This window comes from Streptomyces sp. NPDC024555, from assembly GCF_055559335.1.
On sequence record NZ_JBVHKV010000027.1, the window covers coordinates 72,730 to 94,318 of the forward strand.

General features: G+C 72.7%; 9 protein-coding genes and 1 tRNA gene. 8 read left to right on the forward strand and 2 right to left on the reverse strand.

Features of this window, described 5'->3' with window-relative positions; all coding sequences use genetic code 11:
- The first annotated feature begins 298 nt into the window (after positions 1–298).
- The 5 genes from topA (at position 299) to ACZ4FH_RS33410 (ending at position 10,276) form a co-directional block, all read left to right on the forward strand.
- The gene (gene topA, locus ACZ4FH_RS33390) at positions 299–3,163 is read left to right on the forward strand and encodes a type I DNA topoisomerase (RefSeq protein WP_467309518.1); all 2,865 of its coding nucleotides are present in this window, start codon (positions 299–301) and stop codon (positions 3,161–3,163) included.
- A gap of 156 nt (positions 3,164–3,319) precedes the next feature.
- Complete coding sequence (gene tmk / locus ACZ4FH_RS33395) at positions 3,320–6,790, forward strand: dTMP kinase (RefSeq protein ID WP_467309519.1); 3,471 nt, start codon at positions 3,320–3,322, stop codon at positions 6,788–6,790.
- A 409-nt stretch (positions 6,791–7,199) separates the two neighbouring features.
- Positions 7,200–8,405 carry a DNA polymerase III subunit delta' gene (locus ACZ4FH_RS33400; protein ID WP_383648564.1) on the forward strand — a complete coding sequence of 402 codons (1,206 nt, stop codon included), beginning with the start codon at positions 7,200–7,202 and terminating at the stop codon, positions 8,403–8,405.
- A 125-nt stretch (positions 8,406–8,530) separates the two neighbouring features.
- Entirely contained in the window at positions 8,531–10,081 is a 1,551-nt protein-coding gene (locus ACZ4FH_RS33405; RefSeq protein WP_467309520.1) for an alpha/beta hydrolase, read from the forward strand.
- A gap of 121 nt (positions 10,082–10,202) precedes the next feature.
- Positions 10,203–10,276, forward strand: a tRNA-Thr gene (locus tag ACZ4FH_RS33410).
- A 122-nt stretch (positions 10,277–10,398) separates the two neighbouring features.
- On the opposite strand, the gene ACZ4FH_RS33415 is transcribed toward ACZ4FH_RS33410, so the two are convergent.
- Together ACZ4FH_RS33415 and ACZ4FH_RS33420 are read right to left on the reverse strand one after the other, a co-directional pair.
- Positions 10,399–11,100, reverse strand: coding sequence for a hypothetical protein (locus tag ACZ4FH_RS33415; protein WP_467309521.1), 702 nt, complete (start codon positions 11,098–11,100; stop codon positions 10,399–10,401).
- Entirely contained in the window at positions 11,097–15,161 is a 4,065-nt protein-coding gene (locus tag ACZ4FH_RS33420; RefSeq protein WP_467309522.1) for a CHAT domain-containing protein, read from the reverse strand. Before ACZ4FH_RS33420 ends, ACZ4FH_RS33415 begins: the two co-directional genes overlap by 4 nt.
- A gap of 350 nt (positions 15,162–15,511) precedes the next feature.
- Here ACZ4FH_RS33420 and ACZ4FH_RS33425 point away from each other — a divergent pair, with 350 nt between their 5' ends.
- The 3 genes from ACZ4FH_RS33425 to ACZ4FH_RS33435 all read left to right on the forward strand — a co-directional run bounded on the left by ACZ4FH_RS33425 (position 15,512) and on the right by ACZ4FH_RS33435 (position 21,418).
- Positions 15,512–16,342, forward strand: coding sequence for a hypothetical protein (locus ACZ4FH_RS33425; protein WP_467309523.1), 831 nt, complete (start codon positions 15,512–15,514; stop codon positions 16,340–16,342).
- Between the two features lie 142 nt (positions 16,343–16,484).
- Complete coding sequence (locus ACZ4FH_RS33430) at positions 16,485–17,549, forward strand: hypothetical protein (RefSeq protein WP_467309524.1); 1,065 nt, start codon at positions 16,485–16,487, stop codon at positions 17,547–17,549.
- Complete coding sequence (locus ACZ4FH_RS33435; RefSeq protein ID WP_467309525.1) at positions 17,546–21,418, forward strand: CHAT domain-containing protein; 3,873 nt, start codon at positions 17,546–17,548, stop codon at positions 21,416–21,418. Before ACZ4FH_RS33430 ends, ACZ4FH_RS33435 begins: the two co-directional genes overlap by 4 nt.
- Positions 21,419–21,589 lie beyond the last annotated feature (171 nt).

Consider the following 21,589-nt stretch of genomic DNA (forward strand, 5'->3'; position numbering starts at 1 on the left):
CCGCGGCCCCGTACGCCGCTCCGGAACACGCCCGGACCGTCCACCGTTCGCATCCGGCGCCCGCAGGGCGGCCGGGCCCCCGCGAAACCCGCAGGCAGACGCCGTGCGCCGGGCGGACCGAGCGGGCCGGGCGGCAGGAATGGCGGAAGTCGGGTTACCGTTCGAGTGGCCGTTGCGGGCTTTTGCCGTTTGACACGGGGGCGGGTTGTACCGTCACACTCCGCAGCGACAGCACTGTCGGCAGCGTCGTCACGCTGCCCTGAGGCCCACCGAGCGTCGACCGGAGAGAAGAGCGAAGTTGTCCCCGACCAGCGAGACCGCACAGGGCGGCCGCCGACTCGTCATCGTCGAGTCGCCTGCCAAGGCGAAGACGATCAAGGGCTATCTCGGGCCCGGATACGTCGTCGAGGCGAGCGTCGGGCACATCCGCGACCTCCCGAACGGCGCCGCCGAGGTGCCGGACGAGTACACCGGTGAGGTGCGCCGCCTCGGGGTGGACGTCGAGCACGACTTCCAGCCGATCTACGTCGTCAACGCCGATAAGAAGGCCCAGGTCAGGAAGCTGAAGCAGCTGCTGGCCGAGTCCGACGAACTCTTCCTCGCCACCGATGAGGACCGCGAGGGCGAGGCCATCGCGTGGCACCTCCAGGAAGTCCTGCGGCCCAAGGTCCCGGTCCACCGGATGGTCTTCCACGAGATCACCAAGGACGCCATCCGGGCCGCCGTCGCCAATCCGCGCGAGCTCAACCAGCGCATGGTCGATGCCCAGGAGACCCGCCGCATCCTCGACCGCCTCTACGGCTACGAGGTCTCGCCGGTCCTCTGGAAGAAGGTCATGCCGAAGCTCTCGGCGGGCCGCGTCCAGTCCGTCGCCACCCGGCTCGTCGTCGAGCGGGAGCGCGAGCGCATCGCCTTCCGCTCCGCCGAGTACTGGGACCTGACCGGAAAGTTCGCCACCGGCCGCTCCGGCGACGCCTCCGACCCCTCGATGTTCACCGCGCGCCTCAGCGCGGTCGACGGCCGGCGCATCGCCCAGGGCCGCGACTTCGGTCCGGACGGGCAGCTCAAGGCGTCCTCGGCCCAGACCCTGCACCTGGACGAGACGAACGCCCGCGCCCTGGCCGCCGCGCTCGCCGACTCCTCGTTCGCCGTCCGGTCCGTCGAGTCGAAGCCGTACCGCCGCTCCCCGTACGCGCCCTTCCGCACCACGACCCTCCAGCAGGAGGCGAGCCGGAAGCTGGGCTTCGGGGCGAAGGCCACCATGCAGGTCGCGCAGAAGCTGTACGAGAACGGCTTCATCACCTATATGCGTACCGACTCCACGACCCTCTCGGACACCGCGGTCTCCGCGGCCCGTGCCCAGGTCACGCAGCTGTACGGCGCGAACTACCTGCCGGACAAGCCGCGCACGTACGCCGGGAAGGTCAAGAACGCGCAGGAGGCGCACGAGGCGATCCGCCCCTCCGGCGACCGCTTCCGCACCCCTGCCGAGACCGGCCTCACCGGCGACCAGTTCCGGCTCTACGAGCTGATCTGGAAGCGGACCGTCGCCTCCCAGATGAAGGACGCGACCGGCAACTCGGTCACCGTCAAGATCGGCGGCCGGGCGAGCGACGGCCGGGACGCCGAGTTCTCCGCGTCCGGCAAGACGATCACCTTCCACGGCTTCATGAAGGCGTACGTCGAGGGCGCCGACGACCCGAACGCCGAGCTGGACGACCGCGAGCGCCGGCTGCCGCAGGTGGCCGAGGGCGACGCGCTCTCCGCCGACGAGATCACCGTCGACGGCCACGCGACCAAGCCGCCGGCCCGCTACACCGAGGCCTCGCTGGTCAAGGAGCTGGAAGAGCGCGAGATCGGCCGCCCGTCGACGTACGCCTCGATCATCGGCACCATCCTCGACCGCGGCTACGTGTTCAAGAAGGGCACGGCCCTGGTGCCGTCGTTCCTGTCGTTCGCCGTGGTCAACCTGCTGGAGAAGCACTTCGGCCGGCTCGTCGACTACGACTTCACCGCCCGCATGGAGGACGACCTCGACCGCATCGCCCGCGGCGAGGCCCAGTCCGTGCCGTGGCTGAAGCGGTTCTACTTCGGTACGCAGGACGGCGACGACGTCTCCGGTGCCGGCGCGGCCTCCGACGCGGGCAACGGCGACGGCGACCACCTCGGCGGGCTCAAGGAGCTCGTCACCGACCTCGGCGCGATCGACGCCCGGGAGATCTCGTCGTTCCCCGTCGGCAACGACATCAAGCTGCGCGTCGGCCGCTACGGCCCGTACATCGAGCGCGGCGAGAAGGACTCCGAGGGCCACCAGCGCGCGGACGTCCCCGAGGACCTGGCGCCCGACGAGCTGTCCGTCGAATACGCGGAGGAGCTGCTGGCCAAGCCCAGCGGCGACTTCGAACTCGGCGCGGACCCGGTCAGCGGGAACCAGATCATCGCCAAGGACGGCCGCTACGGCCCGTACGTCACCGAGGTGCTGCCCGAGGGCACGCCGAAGACCGGCAAGAACGCGGTGAAGCCGCGGACGGCCTCGCTGTTCAAGTCGATGTCGCTGGACACGGTGACGCTGGCCGACGCGCTGAAGCTCATGTCGCTGCCGCGCGTCGTCGGCGAGGACGCCGAGGGCGTCGAGATCACCGCGCAGAACGGCCGCTACGGCCCGTACCTGAAGAAGGGCACGGACTCGCGGTCGCTCACCTCCGAGGACCAGATCTTCGACATCACGCTCGACGAGGCCCTCGCCATCTACGCCCAGCCCAAGCAGCGCGGGCGGGCCGCCGCCAAGCCGCCGCTGAAGGAACTGGGCACGGACCCGGTGAGCGGTGCCCCGGTCGTCGTCAAGGACGGGCGCTTCGGCGCGTACGTCACCGACGGCGAGACGAACGCGACCCTGCGCACCGGCGACAGCGTCGAGGACATCACCCCGGAGCGCGGCTACGAGCTGCTCGCCGAGAAGCGCGCCAAGGGACCCGCCAAGAAGAAGACGGCGAAGAAGGCCCCCGCGAAGAAGACGGCGGCGAAGAAGACCGCGGCCAAGAAGACCGCGGCCAAGAAGACGACCGCCGCGAAGAAGACGACCGCCAAGAAGACGGCGGCCAAGAAGACGGCCACGACCGCGAAGAAGACGGCCGCCGCGAAGGCCACGTCCACCGAGGAGTGATTCCGGCGGCCCGGAATCCGGGCCTCCGCGTGCGGGCCGGGACAGGACGGTCCCGTCCCGCACGGCCCGCCCGGCGCGGTACCGCCGTGCCGGGGCGGTGGGCGTATGTTCGGACGCGGACCCCGGGCACCGGTCCGGTCCCGATAGGCTGGGCGGATGACGCGAGCCGAGCAGCCAACGGTCGTGAGCCCCACCTCCGACACACTTGCCGCAGACTCACGCGAGCGCGCCGTACGTGCCCTGTTGCGTGTTCCCCCGCTGAAGCGGTTGTGGAGCGCCCAGCTCGTCGGCAGTACGGGCGACGCGCTCGCCCTGCTGGTGCTGGTGTTGCTGTCGCTCCAGGCAGCGGTTCTCGAGGGCTCCTTCGGATCCGGGTACCGCGGGGCGGCCTTCGCCGTCGCCGCCGTCTTCGGGGCCCGGATTCTCTCCACCCTGCTCTTCGGAGCCGTACTCCTGGGGCCCCTCACCGCCCTCGTCGCACCCGGCGGGGCGCTCGACCGGCGCTGGGTGATGATCGGCTCCGACGGTCTGAGGCTCGCCCTGCTGGTCGTCGCCCCCCTCTGGATCGACTGGATGCCCGACAGGGCACTCATGATGATCCTCATCACCGTCTTCCTCACGGGCACCGGTGAGCGCCTGTGGACGGTGGCCAAGGAGAGCGCCGCCCCCGCGCTGCTGCCCGCCCCGCCGATCGAGGGCGCCGCGGTGCGCCCGCTGCCCGACCACCTCGACGCGCTGCGCCGGCTGTCGCTGCGGACCGACTTCGCCGCCGTGCCGGCCGCGGCCGCGGTGCTGCTGGTCGCCACCTTCGTCGGCAATCTGCTCGGATCGGGACTCGACTGGTTCTCGTTCCACCAGGCGGCGCTGGGGTCCTACGTCGCGGCCGGACTGTTCTCGGCCTCGCTGTCGACCGTGTACTTCCTGGAATTCCCCGGTACGCCGACGCCCCGGCCCCGCTCGCCCCTGGAGGGGCTGCGCCGGCCGTCCGCGTCCGGCACGCCCGACCGGGGCCGCACCGGAGCGGTGCCGCTCGTCGTCGGGACCTGCGCGGCGGTCGCCGGGGCGATCGCGGCCGCGGCCGCCGTCGCCGTCCTGCACGCCGTCGACCTGGGGGGCGGCCCCGCCACCCTCGCGCTGCTGATCCTCGCCCTGACCGGCGGCACCGGCGTCGGCATCCGCACCGCCCAGAAGGTGCTGCCGACCCTGTCGCGCCGCCGCCTGCTCTCGCTGGCCACCGCCGTCACGGGCGTCGCGCTGCTGGTGATGGGGCTGGTCCCGGACACCACGACCGTCGTCCTGATCGCCGTACTCGCCGGATACGCGGCGGGCGTCGCCGCGAACACCGGCCATGTGCTCGTCGACCAGGAGACCGAGGAGTCCCGGCGGGCCCGGACCACCGAACACCTCCAGGCCGTCGTCCGGGTCCTGATCGGGCTCGGCGCGGTCGGCGGCCCACTGGTGGCCGCCGCCATCGGCACCCACCGGCTCACCCTCGGCGACTTCGTCTTCGCCCACGGCGGAGCGGCCTTCACCCTGATGCTGATCGGCGCCCTGCTGCTGCCCGTCGCGGTGATCGTCCTCGCCCGGACGGACGACCGGGCCGGTGTTCCGCTCCGCCGCGATCTGCGCGAGGCGCTGCGCGGCGGCGACCCGGCGGTCGCCCCCGCCGCGACCGGCTTCTTCCTCGCCCTGGAGGGCGGCGACGGAGCCGGCAAGTCCACCCAGGTCGAGGCGCTCGCCGACTGGATCCGCGCCAAGGGCCACGAGGTCGTCGTCACCCGCGAGCCCGGGGCGACCCCCGTCGGCAAGCGGCTGCGCTCGATCCTGCTCGACGTGTCGTCGGCCGGGCTCTCCAACCGAGCCGAGGCGCTGCTGTACGCCGCCGACCGGGCCGAGCACGTCGACTCGGTGGTGCGTCCGGCGCTGGAGCGGGGCGCGGTCGTCATCTCCGACCGGTACATCGACTCCTCCGTCGCCTACCAGGGCGCCGGCCGCGATCTGGCGCCGACCGAGATCGCCCGCATCTCGCGCTGGGCCACCGGCGGGCTCGTCCCGCACCTGACGGTGCTCCTGGACGTCGACCCGGAGACCGCGCGGGAACGGTTCACCGAGGCGCCCGACCGGCTGGAGTCCGAGCCGCCCGAGTTCCACGCCCGCGTGCGCTCCGGCTTCCTCACGCTGGCCGCCGCGGACCCGCTGCGCTATCTGGTGGTGGACGCGGGCCAGGAGCCCGAGGCGATCACCACCGTCGTACGGCACCGGCTCGACCAGGTCCTGCCCCTCTCCGAGGCCGAGATCGAGGCCCGCGAGGAGGCCCGCAGGGCCGCCGAGGAAGAGGCCCGGCGCAAGGCCGAGGAGGAGGCCGCGCGCAAGGCGGAGGAGGAGCGGCTGGAGCGCGAGCGCCAGGAACAGCTCGCCAAGCTCCGCGCCGAGGAGGAGGCCCGCAAGGCCGCCGAGGAGGAAGAGGCCCGCAGGCGCGAGGCCGAACGCCAGGCGGAGGAGGCCCGTCGCCAGGCCGAGGAGGCCCGCCGTCTCGCCGAGGAGGAGCGGGCCAGGCTCGCGGCCGAGGAAGCGGCCCGCGAGGCCGAACAGGCCCGGCTGCGCCGCCAGGCCGAGGAGGAGGCCCGGCTCCGCAAGGAGGCCGAGGCCAAGCGGCTGGAGAAGCAGCGCAAGGCGGAGGAGGCCCTGCTGAGGGCCGAGGCCGCCCGCCGCCAGGCCGAGGCGGAGGCCGCGGCCGCGGCCGAGAGCGCCCGTGCCCGTGCGGAGGCCGAGCGTGCGGAGGCGGAGAGCGCTCGTCGCCGCGCGGAGGCGGAGGAGGCGGCGGCTGCTCGTGCTGCGGAGCGGGCTGCCTCGCCGTCGGAGTCGTCCGGGGCGTCTGGGGTGTCCGGGGCGTCTGGATCGTCTGGGGCAGCGGGGGCAGCTGGATCGTCCGGGGCGGCCGGTGCATCCGGTACGTCCGGTGCGTCCGGTGCGTCCGTTCCGGACAACGAGGTGACGGTTCCGACGCCGATCGTCGATCCGGACGCCGTCCGTCGGGACGGAGGCGTGCGGGGCGGTGCGGAGGACCGGGACGGCACGGCCGGCTCGGACACCCTGAAGCAGAACACCGTCGGCCCGAACGAGGTCACCCAGCCGGTGCCCTCGCCGGGGAGCGGTTCGTCGGCGTCCTCGTCGGCGGGCCGGGGCGCGTCGCCGGCCGCCGCCCGGTCGTCGGACGAGGACGAGACGACGATGATCCCCCGGATCTCCGACACCTCCACGCACCCCGGTGCGGCGGACGAGACGACGGTGCTTCCGCAGGTACGCGAGCCGGGCCGGGGTCCGGTCCGGGACAGCGACCCCGCCGACCGGGTGCCGCGCGGCATCTTCCGGGACGAGCACCCGGCGCCCTCCGCGGCGGAGAGCGAGAACGAGCGGACCCGGGAACTGCCGCAGATCACCGACCCGGAGGCCGGGCCGGACGCGGACCGGGACCGGCGCGGTTCCTCCCGCCGGCCGCGTCGCCCCCGTCCCGACTGGGCGGAGGAGACCCCGCTGGACGATCTGCCCTCGCTGGCGGACGAACTGCTCGGCGACCACGACGACGACGGCCCCGAGCCGACGGGCCGGGGACGCCGCAGGCGCTGACGGCAGGCCGGGGCGGCACGCGTGACCGCCCTCGCCCGGCCGGGACGGCCCTCTCCCGCCCTACGGCGGGCGGGGGTCGTACGCCGTTCAGGCGGCGGGGCGGGCCGTCTCCTTCCACACTGCGGGCGGGGACGTCTCCTTCCACACGGCGGGCGCGGAAGCAGACCGGCGCGGAAGGCGGCAGGGGCGAAGGAGACGAGGGCGGGCGGCCCGACCGGACTGTTCGACCGGGCTGTCTGTTCGGGCGGCCCGACCGGACTGTCCGACCCGTCCGCCACAATGGAATCCGGACCGACGAACCCGGACCGACGAACGACGTCACGGCGGCAGCCGGGGCGCGAGCCACCGCGGGACACGCGGCCGTTTCGGGCGGCAGCGGGCCCGCACACCACGGGAAGGGCGGTGACCCATGTCCGTATGGGACGACCTGGTCGGCCAGGACCGCGTGCAGGAGCAGCTCGGTGCCGCCGCCCGGGACGCCGATGTGCTGGTCAGCGCCCAGGCGTCGGGCGAGCCGGTGCCGCCCGGCTCGAAGATGACCCACGCCTGGCTGTTCACCGGCCCGCCGGGCTCCGGCAGATCCACGGCGGCCCGCGCCTTCGCCGCCGCCCTGCAGTGCACGAGCCCGGACCGGGCCCTGGGCGGTGCACCGGGCTGCGGTTTCTGCGACGGCTGCCACACGAGCCTCATCGGTACGCACGCCGACGTCGACGTGGTCCGCACGGACCTGCTCTCCATCGGTGTGAAGGAGACCCGCGAGCTGGTCCGCCGCGCCCAGCTCTCCCCAGCGGTGGGCCGCTGGCAGGTCATCGTCATGGAGGACGCCGACCGGCTCACCGAGGGCGCGGGCAACGTCCTGCTGAAGGCCGTGGAGGAGCCCGCTCCGCGCACGGTGTGGCTGCTCTGCGCGCCCTCGCTGGAGGACGTGCTGCCCACGATCCGCTCCCGCTGCCGCCACCTCAGCCTGCGCACCCCGTCGGTCGACGCCGTGGCCGACGTCCTGATCCGGCGCGACGGCATCGAGCCCGAGCGCGCGGCCGCCGCCGCCCGTGCCACCCAGGGGCACATCGGCCGGGCCCGCCGCCTCGCCACCGACGAGGGCGCGCGCGCCCGCAGAGCCGCCGTCCTGAAGCTGCCGCTGCGCGTCGACGACATCGGGGGCTGCCTCAAGGCGGCGCAGGAGCTGATCGACACCGCCAACGAGGAGGCGAAGCAGGCCTCCGAGGAGACCGACGCCAAGGAGACCGAGGATCTGAAGGCGGCGCTCGGCGCGGCGGCCGGGGGGCGGATGCCCCGGGGCACGGCCGGCGCGATGAAGGAGCTGGAGGACCGGCAGAAGCGCCGCAAGACGCGTACGCAGCGCGACAGCCTCGACCTGGCCCTCACCGAACTGACGGGCTTCTACCGCGATGTGCTCGCCCTGCAGCTCGGCTCCGGGATCGCCATCGCCAACACCGACGCCCAGGACGCCCTGGACCGGATCGTCCGTTCGTCCACGCCCGAGCGCACCCTGCGCCGGATCGAGGCGGTGGGCGCCTGCCGCAAGGCCCTCGACCGGAACGTGGCGCCGCTGCTCGCGGTGGAGGCGATGACGATGGCCCTGCGCGCCGGCTGAGGACGGGATCCACCCCCTCCCCTCCCGCAGCACAGCGCCACGGCCGACGCGTCGGCCGGAAGCGCTGAATCACCCGAAAGAGCAGGGAATCGGGCGAGCCGTCGCCGGACGGTTACGCTCCGGAGATGCACTCCAGGCGCCCGCTCCGTACCTTCGCCCTCGCCCTCGGCACCCTCGGCCTCCTCGCCTCCGGTTGCAGCGGCGGCAGCTCGACGACGGGTTCCCCGTCCCCGGCGCGGGCGGGTTCGGCGTCGCCCTCGGCCGTACCGGAGGCGCTCGAACCGTTCTACGCGCAGCATCTGAGCTGGCGGGACTGCGGTGTCCCCGGATTCCAGTGCACGACGATGAAGGCCCCCCTCGACTACGCTAAGCCCGAGGGCGACTCCATCAAGCTCGCGGTCTCCCGGAAGAAGGCCACCGGGCCGGGCAAGCGCATCGGCTCGCTCCTGGTGAACCCGGGCGGCCCCGGCGGCTCCGCGATCGGCTACCTCCAGGGGTACGCGGCGATCGGATACCCCGCGCCGGTCCGCGCCCGCTACGACATGGTGGCCATCGACCCGCGCGGCGTGGCGCGCAGCGAACCCGTGGAATGCCTCACGGGCCCGCAGATGGACGCGTACACCCAAGTCGACCAGACGCCGGACGACCGGGCGGAGATCGCGAAGCTGAGCGGCGCCTTCGAGACGTTCGCCACGGGCTGCGAGAAGCGCTCGGGCGAGATCCTGCCGCACGTCTCCACCGTGGAGACCGCCCGCGACATGGACATGCTGCGCGCCCTGCTGGGCGACGAGCGGCTGCACTACGTCGGGGCCTCGTACGGGACGTTCCTGGGCGCGACGTACGCCGAGCTGTTCCCCGGCCGCGTCGGGCGGCTCGTCCTCGACGGGGCGATGGACCCCTCGCTCCCGTCGGTCGAGATGAACCGCGACCAGACCGCGGGGTTCGAGACCGCGTTCACCTCCTTCGCGGAGGACTGCGTCAAGAAGAAGGACTGCCCCCTCGGCACCGGATCGGCCGACGACGCGGCGGACCGGCTGAAGCGGCTCTTCGCCGACCTGGACGCGAAGCCGATCCCCACGGGCGACTCCCGCCTGCTCGGGGAGTCCCTCGCGACCACGGGCGTCATCGCCGCCATGTACGACGAGACGGCCTGGCCCCAGCTCCGCGAGGCACTCGCCGGCGCCGAGAAGGGCGACGGCTCCGGCCTGCTCTCCCTGGCCGACAGCTACTACGAGCGCGAGCCCAACGGCACGTACACCAACCTCATGTACGCCAACGCCGCCGTGAACTGCCTGGACCTCCCGCCCGCCTTCACCTCGCCCGAAGCCGTCACCCGCGCCCTCCCCACCTTCGAGAAGGCCTCCCCGGTCTTCGGCCGCGGCTTCGCCTGGGCCGCCCTGAACTGCGCCCACTGGCCCGTCCCGCCCACCGGCACCGCCCACCGCATCAAGGCCGAGGGCGCCGCCCCCATCGTCGTCGTCGGCACCACCCGCGACCCCGCCACCCCGTACAAGTGGGCCCAGTCCCTCGCCGGTCAGCTCTCCTCCGGCACCCTCCTCACCTACGAGGGCGACGGCCACACCGCCTACGGCCGCGGCAGCGACTGCATCGACACCGCCATCAACACCTACCTCCTCGACGGCACCCCGCCCAAGCCCGGCACGAAGTGCACCTGACCCCACCCCACCCCCTCCCTTGACCAGCCCGAACGCCCCCGAACCGGCCTGGTGCGGAGCACCCCCGGAAACTGTGTAGACTTGGCGACGCTGCTGATCGCACCATGGTGCGACAGGGCGTGCCGCCTTAGCTCAGTTGGCCAGAGCAACGCACTCGTAATGCGTAGGTCTCGGGTTCGAATCCCGAAGGCGGCTCGGATCAGCCCCAGGACTCACTCGCCGTGACCTGGGGCTTTTTCATTTATCCGTAGTTTCTGTTCGTCTCGTCTGGCTGATCTGCGTGCGCCGGAGGATTTCCATGATCGTGGGCGCCGCGATTACCGGAAGTCGATGGTTCGCAGGGCAGGGGGTAGTACGGCCCGGTAGGGGATGAGGCCGAGGCGGCGCTGTTTGACGGTCGCGGCCAACGTGATGTGGGCCCGTGCCGGCACACCGGCGGGAACGCGGACGATGAGGGCGAGTGACTCGTCGCCGACCAGGGGGGTGCCACTGGTGGCGCTGAACCGCCACTCCGGGTCGCTGTCGCGTTCGCCCATGCCGACCACGAACAGCTCCTCACGACCGCCCTGTTCCGGCGTGTACTCCACACCGGCTTCGACGAGCATGAGCTTGGCGGTCAACTTCAGTTGGGTGGAAGGCGTCACAGGGAAGGCTCGCTTCTTCGGCGAGATGGACCAGGCGATCGGCTGCAGGTCGGCCGGCTCGCCGGGGGCCTCCAGCCGGATACCGATGCCCGCGTCCACGAAGGGAGTTCCGTCGGGGGAGGGACGGAACGAACAGACCAGGCTGAGGAGCAGGTAATCGTACTGGCCGGCCTGCGACTCCAGGAAGTCCGCCCAGTCCTCGTCGCCCTCGGCGGCCTGCGCGGCGGTGAGGGGACGTACGACCGGGGTGCCCAGTGAGATCCGCCCTGTCAGGGAGGGCTGGGGGGTGGGCGTGCCCAGGAGGAGGGTCGGCACGAGGTCGATGTCGTAGGCCGGTGCTGCTGCTGCTTCGGTCGGCTCGTCGAGAGGGGTCATTCGATGGCTCCGGGGGAGGGATCGGTGGTGGTGCGCCAGTCGCCGATGAAGCAGAAGGCGCCCCAGTCCCGGTAGGCGGGGTGGCGGGCGCGGGTCGCGGACTGGGCGGTACGGAAGGCGCGGCGCCGGTCCGGGTCGGCGGCGAGCTGTTCGTACAGCGTGCCGAAGAATTCGGTGGCCACGCCGGGGGCGACCGGCCAGAGACAGCCGATGATGGCGGCGGCACCGGCCGAGAGGAAGGCGGCGGGCAGGCCATGCAGGTTGTCGTTGATGTCGAAGCGGCCGAGGGCCGACTCGCAGGCGCTCATGGTGACGAGTTCGACGCCGCGCAGGTCGGAGGTGAGGATGTCGTGGGCGAAGACCCGGCCGTCGTCGCCGTTGTCCGGATCCGGCGCCAAATACAGGCACTGGTGCCACGGTGCCCACTCGTTGTGCGACCCGTGGGCCGCCACGTGTACGTAGCGGGCTCCGGGGAGCGCTTCGAGGAATCGGCGGGGCGTGGCAGCCGCCCCGAGAACCTGGTCGGCGTCGCCCATTGAGGTGGCGATCCGTGCGGTGTGGGCCTCCAGGGAGTCCGTGCCGCCGCTGTCGAACGCGAAGGCGGCCAGCGCCTGACGTGGCGAGTGCGAGGTGGGCCGGGCCGGACGGCTGAGGAAGGACAGGCTGGGCACCTGGGTGACGGTCCAGTCGTCGGCCACCAGGCGGCTGTCGGCGGAGAGCAGGTGGAAGGGGAGGTAGTGGAGTGGGCCGTTCGGCCAGACGCACAGATGGGTCTTGCCCTCGTGGAGCCAGGAGGGCAGGGCATCGGTGAACCCGGCCAGGTAGGTGCGGGAGTCGTGGGTGAGGAGCTGCTGGGCCGTGCGGGTCACGTGGCGGTGCAGTGGGTCGGCGGTGATCTCGCGGCGCAGTTCCGCGATCTGTGGGGCCGCGTGCGACACGTTGAGGGTGTGGCCGGCCTTGAACACCCGGTACAGCCCGCCCTCGATGTCCGGGAACACCGTCGTGCGGCAGGAGAGGCCCTCGCGGGTCATCGCCAGCCCTTGCAGGGCCATGACGGGGTTGGCCGAGCCCTGGTGGTGCACCTGGCTGAGGAAGAGCGAGAGCAGCACCGTCTCATCGGGCAGCAGGGCCTGGATTTCGTCGACGTGCAGCAGTGGGAGGTGCGCGGGCTGCCGGGACGTGCGCAGTTCCCGGCTGACCCTGCGATCAGCGGCACGCTGCAGGTTGCGCACTTCGGCCTCGGCATCGCTGTCCGGTTCGGCCTCGCCGGAACCCAGGTAGAACAGCATGGCCGCCTCGGCCCCGCCGGGCAGTTCGAAGTCGGGGAGCGGGCCGGGCAGCGCGGCCTCCTCTAGTTGTGCCCGAGCGAGGATCCGGTCCAGTGCCGTCGTGAACTTCAGCGGGCCCGGGTGGTCCGCGGCGATGGTGAAGTCCATGCCTTTCGCGGCTTGGTGCACTGAGGACAGGACGGAGAGGTCGACCGTGGTGTCGGTCAGTTTGAAGGTCAGCGACTGGTAGAGGTCCCGCAGTTTCCAGTCCACCGTCTCGTCCGTTCCGTGGCGTAGGAACACGGATGCCGGGACCAGCGCGTGGGCCGCTCGATCGGCTTCCCTTCCGTCGCACGCGTGGGCACACCCCAGCCCGGCATCGAGGGAGGCGAGGGCGAGATCGATCTGACCGCACAGGCTGAACTGGAAGGCGGCGGATGCGAAATCCTGGGCGGCGACCTCCGGTTGCTGGTCCCTCTCGGCACGCACGCCCAGGTCATGAGCGAGTACGGCGTCGAGATAGCGCAGCGCGTCGGCGTGCCGCAGGAAGAGCCCCGACTCCAACCGCCGCGCTTCTTCGAGGAGATCGCGGGCAGCGTCACCGGTCTCAGCCGGATCGGCATGGGCCGCGAGATGAATGAATGTCGCCGCGAGTCCGGCGGAGGACCACCCCTCGGCCGATGCGCGGGACCGTACCTCGGCGGCGACTGCGTCCACCGGCACCGGCTCAGGGAAACAGGCCAGCCGGTCGTCGGCGAGGCAGTGCACCTCGCGGGCCCAGCGCAGTCGGCGGTGGGAGTCCAGCGAGAGATCCGGCAGTTCGCGGTCGGCCGCGTCGAGCAGTTGAGCCTGCAGGTCGAGCCGGTGGGCCTCGTCGGCGAGGGTGAGTGCCTCGGCGAAGACACATGAGGCCTCGTGCTCGCCCTGCCGCGACCGGACGGCAGCGAGGGGGACGGGAAGCAGGCCGGGCAGTCCGTCGGGGAGGGCGACTTCGCCGGACAGGTGCAGGATGCGGAGCGTGTACAGACGGGCCAGTGGATCGCGCCGCGGGTCCAGGATGTCGAACGCCTTCCGGGCGGTCAGCAGGATCTCCCGGTCGTACGACTCCTCCCGCATCCCGGCGAGGAAGGACAACGCCTCGGCCAGGGACTTGAGGACTCGCCCGAGCGCATGCCCCGACGACAGATCCGCGGCATCTCCGAGGTACTCGACCGCGGCCGCCGCAGCTTCCGCGGGGGACGGCATGTCCGGGCCCGCGGCGTGGGCGGGGTCGTCCGGGTAGAGGGACCGATATCGGTCCTGACGGTCCCGCCGGACGCCGAGTGCGCTGTCGAAGCCCATCCCCGGCACGTCGCCGAAATAGGGACTGAGGTGCAGCAGTCCGGCAGCGAAGAGGGTCTCGGCGAGCTCGTCGGTCTCGTCGCGTTCGCGCAGTACTTCGATCTGAGTCCGCACGGTGTCGTGGGCGCGTCGGAACAGCATCCCGTCGGGACGCCCGACCAGGCTCAGACGCGCGGCCTCGACATACGCGTCGGCAGCCCTCCACCAAGGGCTCTCGGGCACCGTTCCCCACCTTGCGGAGGCGGCCACCAGAGCGAGGGTGAGCGCGGGCACCGCGTCCTGAGGCGCGCCGGAGCCAACGAGGCCCATGGCGCCGGCCACCACCGCGTCGACAGCCTCCCGCGAGAGCGCGAAGGCCGGGTCCACGGCACGACGGACCGCGTCGGCCTCCGGAATGATCCGCGCGACGATCTTCGAGCCCAGCTCGGCGAGGGTCCGGGCTTGGCGCGCTTCGTCTGCCGCGAGCGACGGGGCGGCTTCTGCCACCTCACCTTTCCCCTCCTCCTCGGGGCCCACAACCGTACGGGCGAGGAGGAGCTGCATGGCCTTGCGGAGGCTCGTGCGGTGGTCCGACTCCCGTCCCGAGGCCGTCTGGAGGTCGACCGCCAGGCGCAGCCAGGAGACGGCTTCCCGCAGCAGGCCGACCGCTTCCGGACGGGAGGTCTCCTCAGCACGGCGGCCGAGAGACACGCCGATGCTCGCTGCGGCATCTGTCTGCTCGGTGGAGCCTTCTGCCGCCTCGGTGAACGCCGTACGCGCGGCGTACTCCGCCGCGGCAAGGTCGGCGTGGTCGGCAGAGAGCCCGAATCGCTCCATGTGGGCGCCCGCGAGGCTCACGCGGCGTCGGGCCCGCCGGGTGGGCGACTCCTCGGGAAGCGCGGCCACACCGGTGAGCAGTTCGACGGCGGAGTCGGCATCGGCCAGCCGGTCGGCGAGCGGGCGGTCGGCGACCATCGCCCGGTAGCGGAGGGCGAGGCCCAGAGTGGTGTCGCGGTAGGGGCCGGCAGGGGAGCTGTGGAGCAGGGCCATCGCCTCGTCGAGTACGGACGGATCGCCGCCTTCCTCGACATCCAGGACGAGATCGCTTGCGTGGTCCACAGGGTCCTGCCACGGATCGTGCCCGGTCTCCTCGGTGAGCTCGGACCACAACGCGCGGGGCACACGCCGGTGATCGACCAGATACAGAAGGCCGAAGACATGCATCGCCATCTTGTGATCGGCGGTCGACAACGCAACGTCATCGTGGGCGAGGGACCGTGCCCAGTGGTACGCCGCGACTGTGTGCAGGACGTCGGTGTCCACCGCCCCTCGCTCGTCCAGGGCTTCGCCCGCGACCGCCATCAGTTCTGCGGCGGCCTTGACCCCCGCACCGTCGAGTACGACATCCGGCACCTCGCCGTTACCGAAGGCCCTGACCCTGTCGGCCAGTTCTCTGAGCAGCGCATCCCCCACCCCAGTAACCTCCTGAGCGCCCAGAGTAGGCCAGCCGGTACCGGTAGGAGGCCACGGTTGGGCGTCTCACCCCTCTCGAAGTCTCTCAAGGGCGGAGGGCACGGCTTCAGCGCCGGTCCACGGGGATGCTTCAGGGGATTCCAGGGCATGTCGGGCATAGATGGCCTTTGCATCGTCATACGTGTCGGTGTCACGTGGTCGGGGATTCACCGGCATACGGGGTACATATCCGGTCCGGCGGTCGTAGCCTGTCGCGGGAAGGGTGGCAACGTCCCGTCTGAGCAAGGCTGTTGGTCATGCGGGCGCGGCTGCGCCGGGGCCGGGCGGGATCGTCGGTTGAGAGGTGGGGCATGGCGTCCATCCCTGAGATGTACACGCGTGAGATGCACACGAACTTCGAGTACCTCGCCTGCTGGCTGCCGTCGACGCGGATGGCGGTCGGGGACGTGGGGGTTCTTTCGGGGCACCGGTTCAGGAAGCTGACGACCCTGGCCGAGCTGGGCATTCCGTTCGCCGGGGGCGAGGACAGTCCGTTCGCCGACATCAACTACGCATCGGCCGACTGTGTCGCGGTGGACACCGGGGCGCGGCTCGGGGCGTCCGCGGAGGATGCGCTCTGCGAGGTGTCCGTCACCTTCGCCCGGGACGGGGCGACGTTGTTCCAGGCGGCGGGGTGTGTGCAGGAGACGGTGGGCAACATTCCGGCGCTGGAGTCCGCGTTGCGGGCGCGTCACGAGAGCGGGGACTGGCGGCTGGAGTACGTGGTGGTGACCGAGGTCGTGCGGACCGGGCCGACCGTGATTCTGGTTGCCGAGCGGAAGGGTGCGCGGCTGGATCTCCAGGTCAGCACGGCTGCTCTGACCGGCCCGTTGCCGTTCGCCAGGGCGACGGCGAAGTACGCGGTCGCCCGCCGGCAGGGGATCGCGGCGGACGTGCTCGTCCCCGACGGTGCCACGCCGCTGTTCAACGCGGTGCAGCTGCGCAAGCGGCCGCTGCGTGGGTACGACCTGGTCTTCCGCGATGACGACGACGAACTCGCCGGAGGCGGAGGCGGGGGCGAGGGCGGGGGCCGGGACGCGGACGAGTGGGGCGAGGGGGACGAGCCGGACGAGACGGAGCTCGTCCGTGTCTCCTGGGCCGACCTCGGGGAGGACGGCACCGGGACGTCCGAGGACGTGTGAGCCCCTGTCCGAGAGCGGCCGCGGGTGAGACGTGAGCCGTACCGGCGAGGAGACAGCCGTGAGCCGTGAGCCGTGAGCCGTGCCGCCGGGGAGGCGGCCCTTGAACCCTGAGTCGTACCGCCGAAGAGACAGCCGGTGAGACGTGAGCCGTACCAGCGAAGAGGCCGAGGCCGAGGACGTGCCGCGCACGGGTGCGTTGCGTAGGTGTGTGGAGACCGCGCGGGTGCTGGCCCGGGACGACGGGGGGCCGGTCGAGGTGCGGCATCTGTTCTTCTCGGTGGCGTGCGACAGCGCCTCCGACACCCGTGCGCGGCTGGTGATGCGGGCCGCGGCGTGGCACCACTTCCTCACGGACGAGGCCTATCGGTCGGTGGGGGAGGCCGCCGCCGGGGCGGGGGCGGGGGCGGTGCCGTTCGCGCCGGGGGCGGCGGCCGTGCTCGCGCGGCTGGGGTACTGGACGGGGAGGACCGGTGACGACACCGCCGACACCGCCCATCTGCTCATGGCGTGCCTGGAGGCCGGCGGCGGTGACGAGGCGACGCGGGGGGTGGTGCGCCAGATGGGGCTGAGCGTACGGGTCGCCCTGTCGCAGGCCATGGGCGTGCGGCGCGACGTCGCGGCCGACGACCGCCAGTCGAACCACCGAGGGCCCGTGCTCTCGCCGAGCCGGAGCGGCCGGCCGGAGCCGTACCGGTTCCAGGCGCCGCACCGCGCGATCGGGCCGCGCAAGGGGCGGCACATCAGCCGGCGTTCCCAGATGACGAGTACGGCGCACCTGTCCTCGCATGTGCAGGGGCATCTGCTCCGGCTGCACCTCGTGGTGGCGTGGTGGCACCAGCTCGGCATCTTCGCCGCGCTGGCCGTGCTGGTCCGGGCCTCGTGGACGGTGACGCCGTGGTCGGCGCTCTGGCTGATCAGCCTGTCGGTGCGCCGCAATCACGCCACCCCGCCGCTCCGGCTGGGCATCGACGCCGTGCTCGTGGCGGTGTCCGTGGTGCTGGGCATTCCCTGGCCGCTGGTCGCCGCGGCCCTGGTGTGCCGCCTCATCGATCTGCCGGACGGCCGTCTGGCCCTCCTCCAGATCCGCGGGGACGTCGGCGATCCGCTGCTGACGGAGGGCGATCTGCAGGCCGACCGCAGGGCCGACCGCCGCTCCGCCGGTTACTACCGTCTGCTGAAGATCCGACGGGAGCTGACGCCCGAATGAAACTGTCGGCCTTCGACCCCTTCCGCGACGACGCCGTCGACGAGCTGCGCGGCTGGCTCGCCGGGCGGAACCGGGGCGACGACGAGGACGTCGTCGAGTACGCGCTGCCGCTGTGCCTGCTGTTCGGGCGCGGGCAAGGCATCGGCACCCGGCTGCGCCTCCTGGGCCGGGCCGTGCGCTCCTGGCCCTTCATCCGCCGGGGCCGGTCGCGGGAGTCCCGCATCGGGCTGCACGCGTGCGACCTCCACACGGTCCGGGACCGCGTGCTGTGGTGGCGGGCGCTCGCCATCCGGTGTGCGGTCGTGGGGGTGGCGGTGGGGGCCTGTCTGCTGGTGGCGGCCCCCGGATGGGCCGTTCTCTGGTTCGCGGCCGGGACGTGGGCCGTACTGGGGTGGCGCAGGGGAGTGGCCGCCGCGGTGTTCGTCGTGCTCTGCGCCTGGGCCGGCTGGCAACGGCCGGTGCTGCTGGTGCCCGCGGCGGGCGTCGGCGCCCTCGTCTTCCAGGCCCGTCTGATCCTGTCGGTCCAGGAGGTGGGGCTGGTGGCGAGAACGTCCGCCGGCGACCCCGCCGGATTTCTCGGACGGTGGTTCCTCCTCCGCGCCCTCTGGGACCCGGTGGCGGCCTCCGTCGTTCTGGCCGTGGACAAGGCGACCGGCGACGACCGGGCCCGGACCGCCTGCTTCACCGACGGCGCGCCGGGTGACGTACCGGACCGGCTGCGCCCGGTCGTCGTGCAGTGCCGGGCCCTCGCCGCCGTGGCCGGCCTGGAGTTCCGTACGGCGATGGTGCTGTCCGAGGAGGCCCGCGCCCTGGCCGCCGGGGGCTCGTCCGGCATCCGCGGCTGGTGTGCGCTGCAGGCGGGTGACGTCCTGTTCGCGGCGGGCCAGCCGGCCGCGGCCGAGGTGCGCTGGCGGGAGGCCCTGGACCTGCTCGGGGGCGCGCCGCGCTGCCGTTACTGGGCGGCCGAGGCCGAACTGCGGATGATCGAGGCGCTCACCGCCGACCTCGCCGACCCCGCCCGGTGCGTCGAGGGCCTGCGCATCGTGTGCCGCACCCGGCACACCGCGATCCGCACGAACAACATGCTGCTCCTCTCCAGGACGGAGCGGTATCTGCTGCGTCTGATGCACGAGGCGGGCAACACCGTCGGCGTGGTCGAGCAGTTGGCCGACCAGTACGAACGAACCGAGGGCAAGCCGGTCCACGAGGCGTCGGTCGCCGAACACGCGGCGGAACTCCTGCTGTTGGCGACGCTGTACCTCGATGTCATCGAGAACCCCGACCGCTACCCGGACACCATGCGCGTCGACGAGGACGGACAGCACGAACGCTACGACTACGCCGCCTCGTTGATGGACAACGTGCTGAGCCAGCTCAGCAGGTCCAAGACGCCCCACCTCCAGGCCCAGGCCCACGCGGTGCTGGCGTACATCCAGCGCGCCGTCGGCATGCGCGAGGAGGCCCTGGGCAACGTTCTCGAAAGTCTCCACGCCATCCAGCACGTCCGCTACCAACTGCCCACCACGCGGTGGCGCGCGCACTGGATCGCAGCCCACGCCCATGTCTACGCCCTCGCGCTCGACCTCGCCGTCGACGACCCGGCCCTCGTCGCGGAGCTGCTGGAGACCGTGCGCTCCCAGTCGGTCCCGGTCGAGTCCGACGCACCCGGTGCCCGGCTGCGCGCGGTGCTCGACGCGCTGGCGTCGAGCACCGGGCTGCCGCCCGGGGCCGGGACGGCGCCGGAGGACGGGCCGAGCGACGACCGCGGCCGCACCGACCCGCTGCTGACCGACCGCGCCGTCCTCGTGGAACGGGCCTCCTGGGTCGGCGGTGCGGAGGCGAACGCCGTCGACCTCGACGGTGAACTCGACCTGATGATCCCGGGCGGATGGTACTGGAGCTACGCGCGGGCCGGGGAGTGGATCTACCACGCGGTGCGCACGCCCTCCGGCGACTGGCACGCCGAGCGGCACCCCCACGACCGGTTCGCCGACGCGTTCAAGGACCTGCTCCTCCGTCTGCCCGTCGCCGTGCCGGGCGCGCCACCGGCCGGGCGCAGGCTCCGCGGCAGCGCGTTCGCCGCTCCCGGCGCCGACGATCCGGTCCGGGGGTACCAGACCGCCGGGCAGGTGTGGGACCGCGTCTTCGGCGGACTGGGCCCGGCGCTGATCCCCACCGTGCTCAGGGACGCCCTCACCGCCTCTCGCGCACCGGTTCCGCTGGCCCTCGCCCCCACCGGCGCCCTCGCCCTCGTACCCGTCTGCGCGCTGCCCGTCACACCGGGGCGCGCTGTCATGGACGCCGCGCAGCTGTCGTATCTGCCGTCGATCGCGCTGCTCTCCCAGCGGCGGCGGCTCACCGTCCGGGAGGGCGGCGACCCGGTCCCGCGCGACGGGGCGCCGCCCTCGCGCGTCCTCTCCGTCCTTGCACCGCACGCCTCCTCCGACCCGAGGACGCACGATCTGAAGCACGCGATCGCCGGAGTGCCCCCGGACAGCGAAACGGCCCCCCGCCCCCTCACCAAGCGGGGATTCGCCGACCTCGTGGCACGCCACGGCACCGACGACACCGTCCTCCATCTCGCCGGCCATGTCGTACGGCCGGACCGGGAGGACCCGGGAGGCACCGGTTTCCGGTTCGCCGACGGACCGCTCGCCCTGCACGACTTCTACCGGACCGACGACTCCGGCGCCCCGCTCCACTCCCTGCCCGACCGCGTCGTGCTGGCCGCCTGCGCGAGCCTCGGCCTCTACGGCCGTCCGGACCACGGCCACGGACCCGCCCCGCTCGACACCCCGGAGTGGCTCGGCCTGGGGGCGGCGGTCATCCACGGCGGCGCCCGGCACGTCTACTGCACGCTGTTCCCCGTGCCCGACGCCGAGCACACGACCCGCGTGGACCTGGCGCTCGTCGACGCCCTGCGCCGCCACACGGAACCCGCCGCGGCCCTGCGCGCCGTCCAGCGTGCGGAGTTGCGGCGCTGGCGCGACGGCAGCGGCGCGTTGCCGCTCGCGTTCCTCGCGTACGCCTACGTCGGCCTCGGCGCCGCCCCCGGACGGGAACCGGCCGCGCCGCCGCACGTCCCCCTCCCTCCGGCCCGCCGCCCGCAGGAGCCCCGGCCCGCGCCGGAGCCCCCGGTCCGCCCCCGGCCCGCGGCCCGGACCACGTACGAACCGTTCATGATGATGTCCCGGCACACCGCCGACGGCGCGGGTCTCTCCGACCGCCTGCACCCCCGCTTCGGCCCGGACCGCCGGCTCCTGCTCACTCCGTACGACGGGGAACCGCCCGCCCCCGTGGCGGTCCGCGTGGCGTCGTGGAAGAAGGAGAGATTCCACCTCGGGGCCCTGGGGATGAGCTCCGAGACCGAATGGCGGCTGCACGACGTCAGCCTCCACCTCACCGGGGCCCGTCTGATCGTGGTCGTCGACGAGCCGGACTCCCTGGGCCGGACGCTCGCCGGGCACATCCGGTACCCGTGGATCACCACCGTGTCGTACCGCCCGAAGCAGAGCTTCCTCAACGACTGCGAGCTGGTGGTCGTCTGCCAGCAGGACAACGGGCCCGACGAGCTGGACTTCTACCGACTCACCCTCGTCCTGCCCCGGGAGGCCGACAGCGGGGACCTGGCCCGCCGACTGGTCCGGCGCCTGGCGCGCCACCACCTGGACCACGGCGGCCTCCCGGCCGCCGCCCGCCCCCGCTTCGAAGCCCTTCTCGACCCCCCGCGCCTGCCGGACCCGGAGAAGGGCCGCCACGCGTCGTACTTCCTCCCCGCGTTCAGGAACTACCCGGAGGGCGTCGAGTACCTCGGCGGCGGTCCGGCCGAAGGCACCTGGCTCGGGCCCGATCTGACGGCCGGGGAGTGAACCGCCGCCCGCCGGGCGGGGCAGGCGGTGCCGGTCAGCCCTTCGGCTCGGACAGGACGCAGAACTCGTTGCCCTCCGGGTCTCCCAACACTCCATAGGTCATGTTCTGGAGTGTAACCATGGCGGCATCGACGCTGGTCAGGGACGTTTCCGAGGCTGGAACCCTCTCGG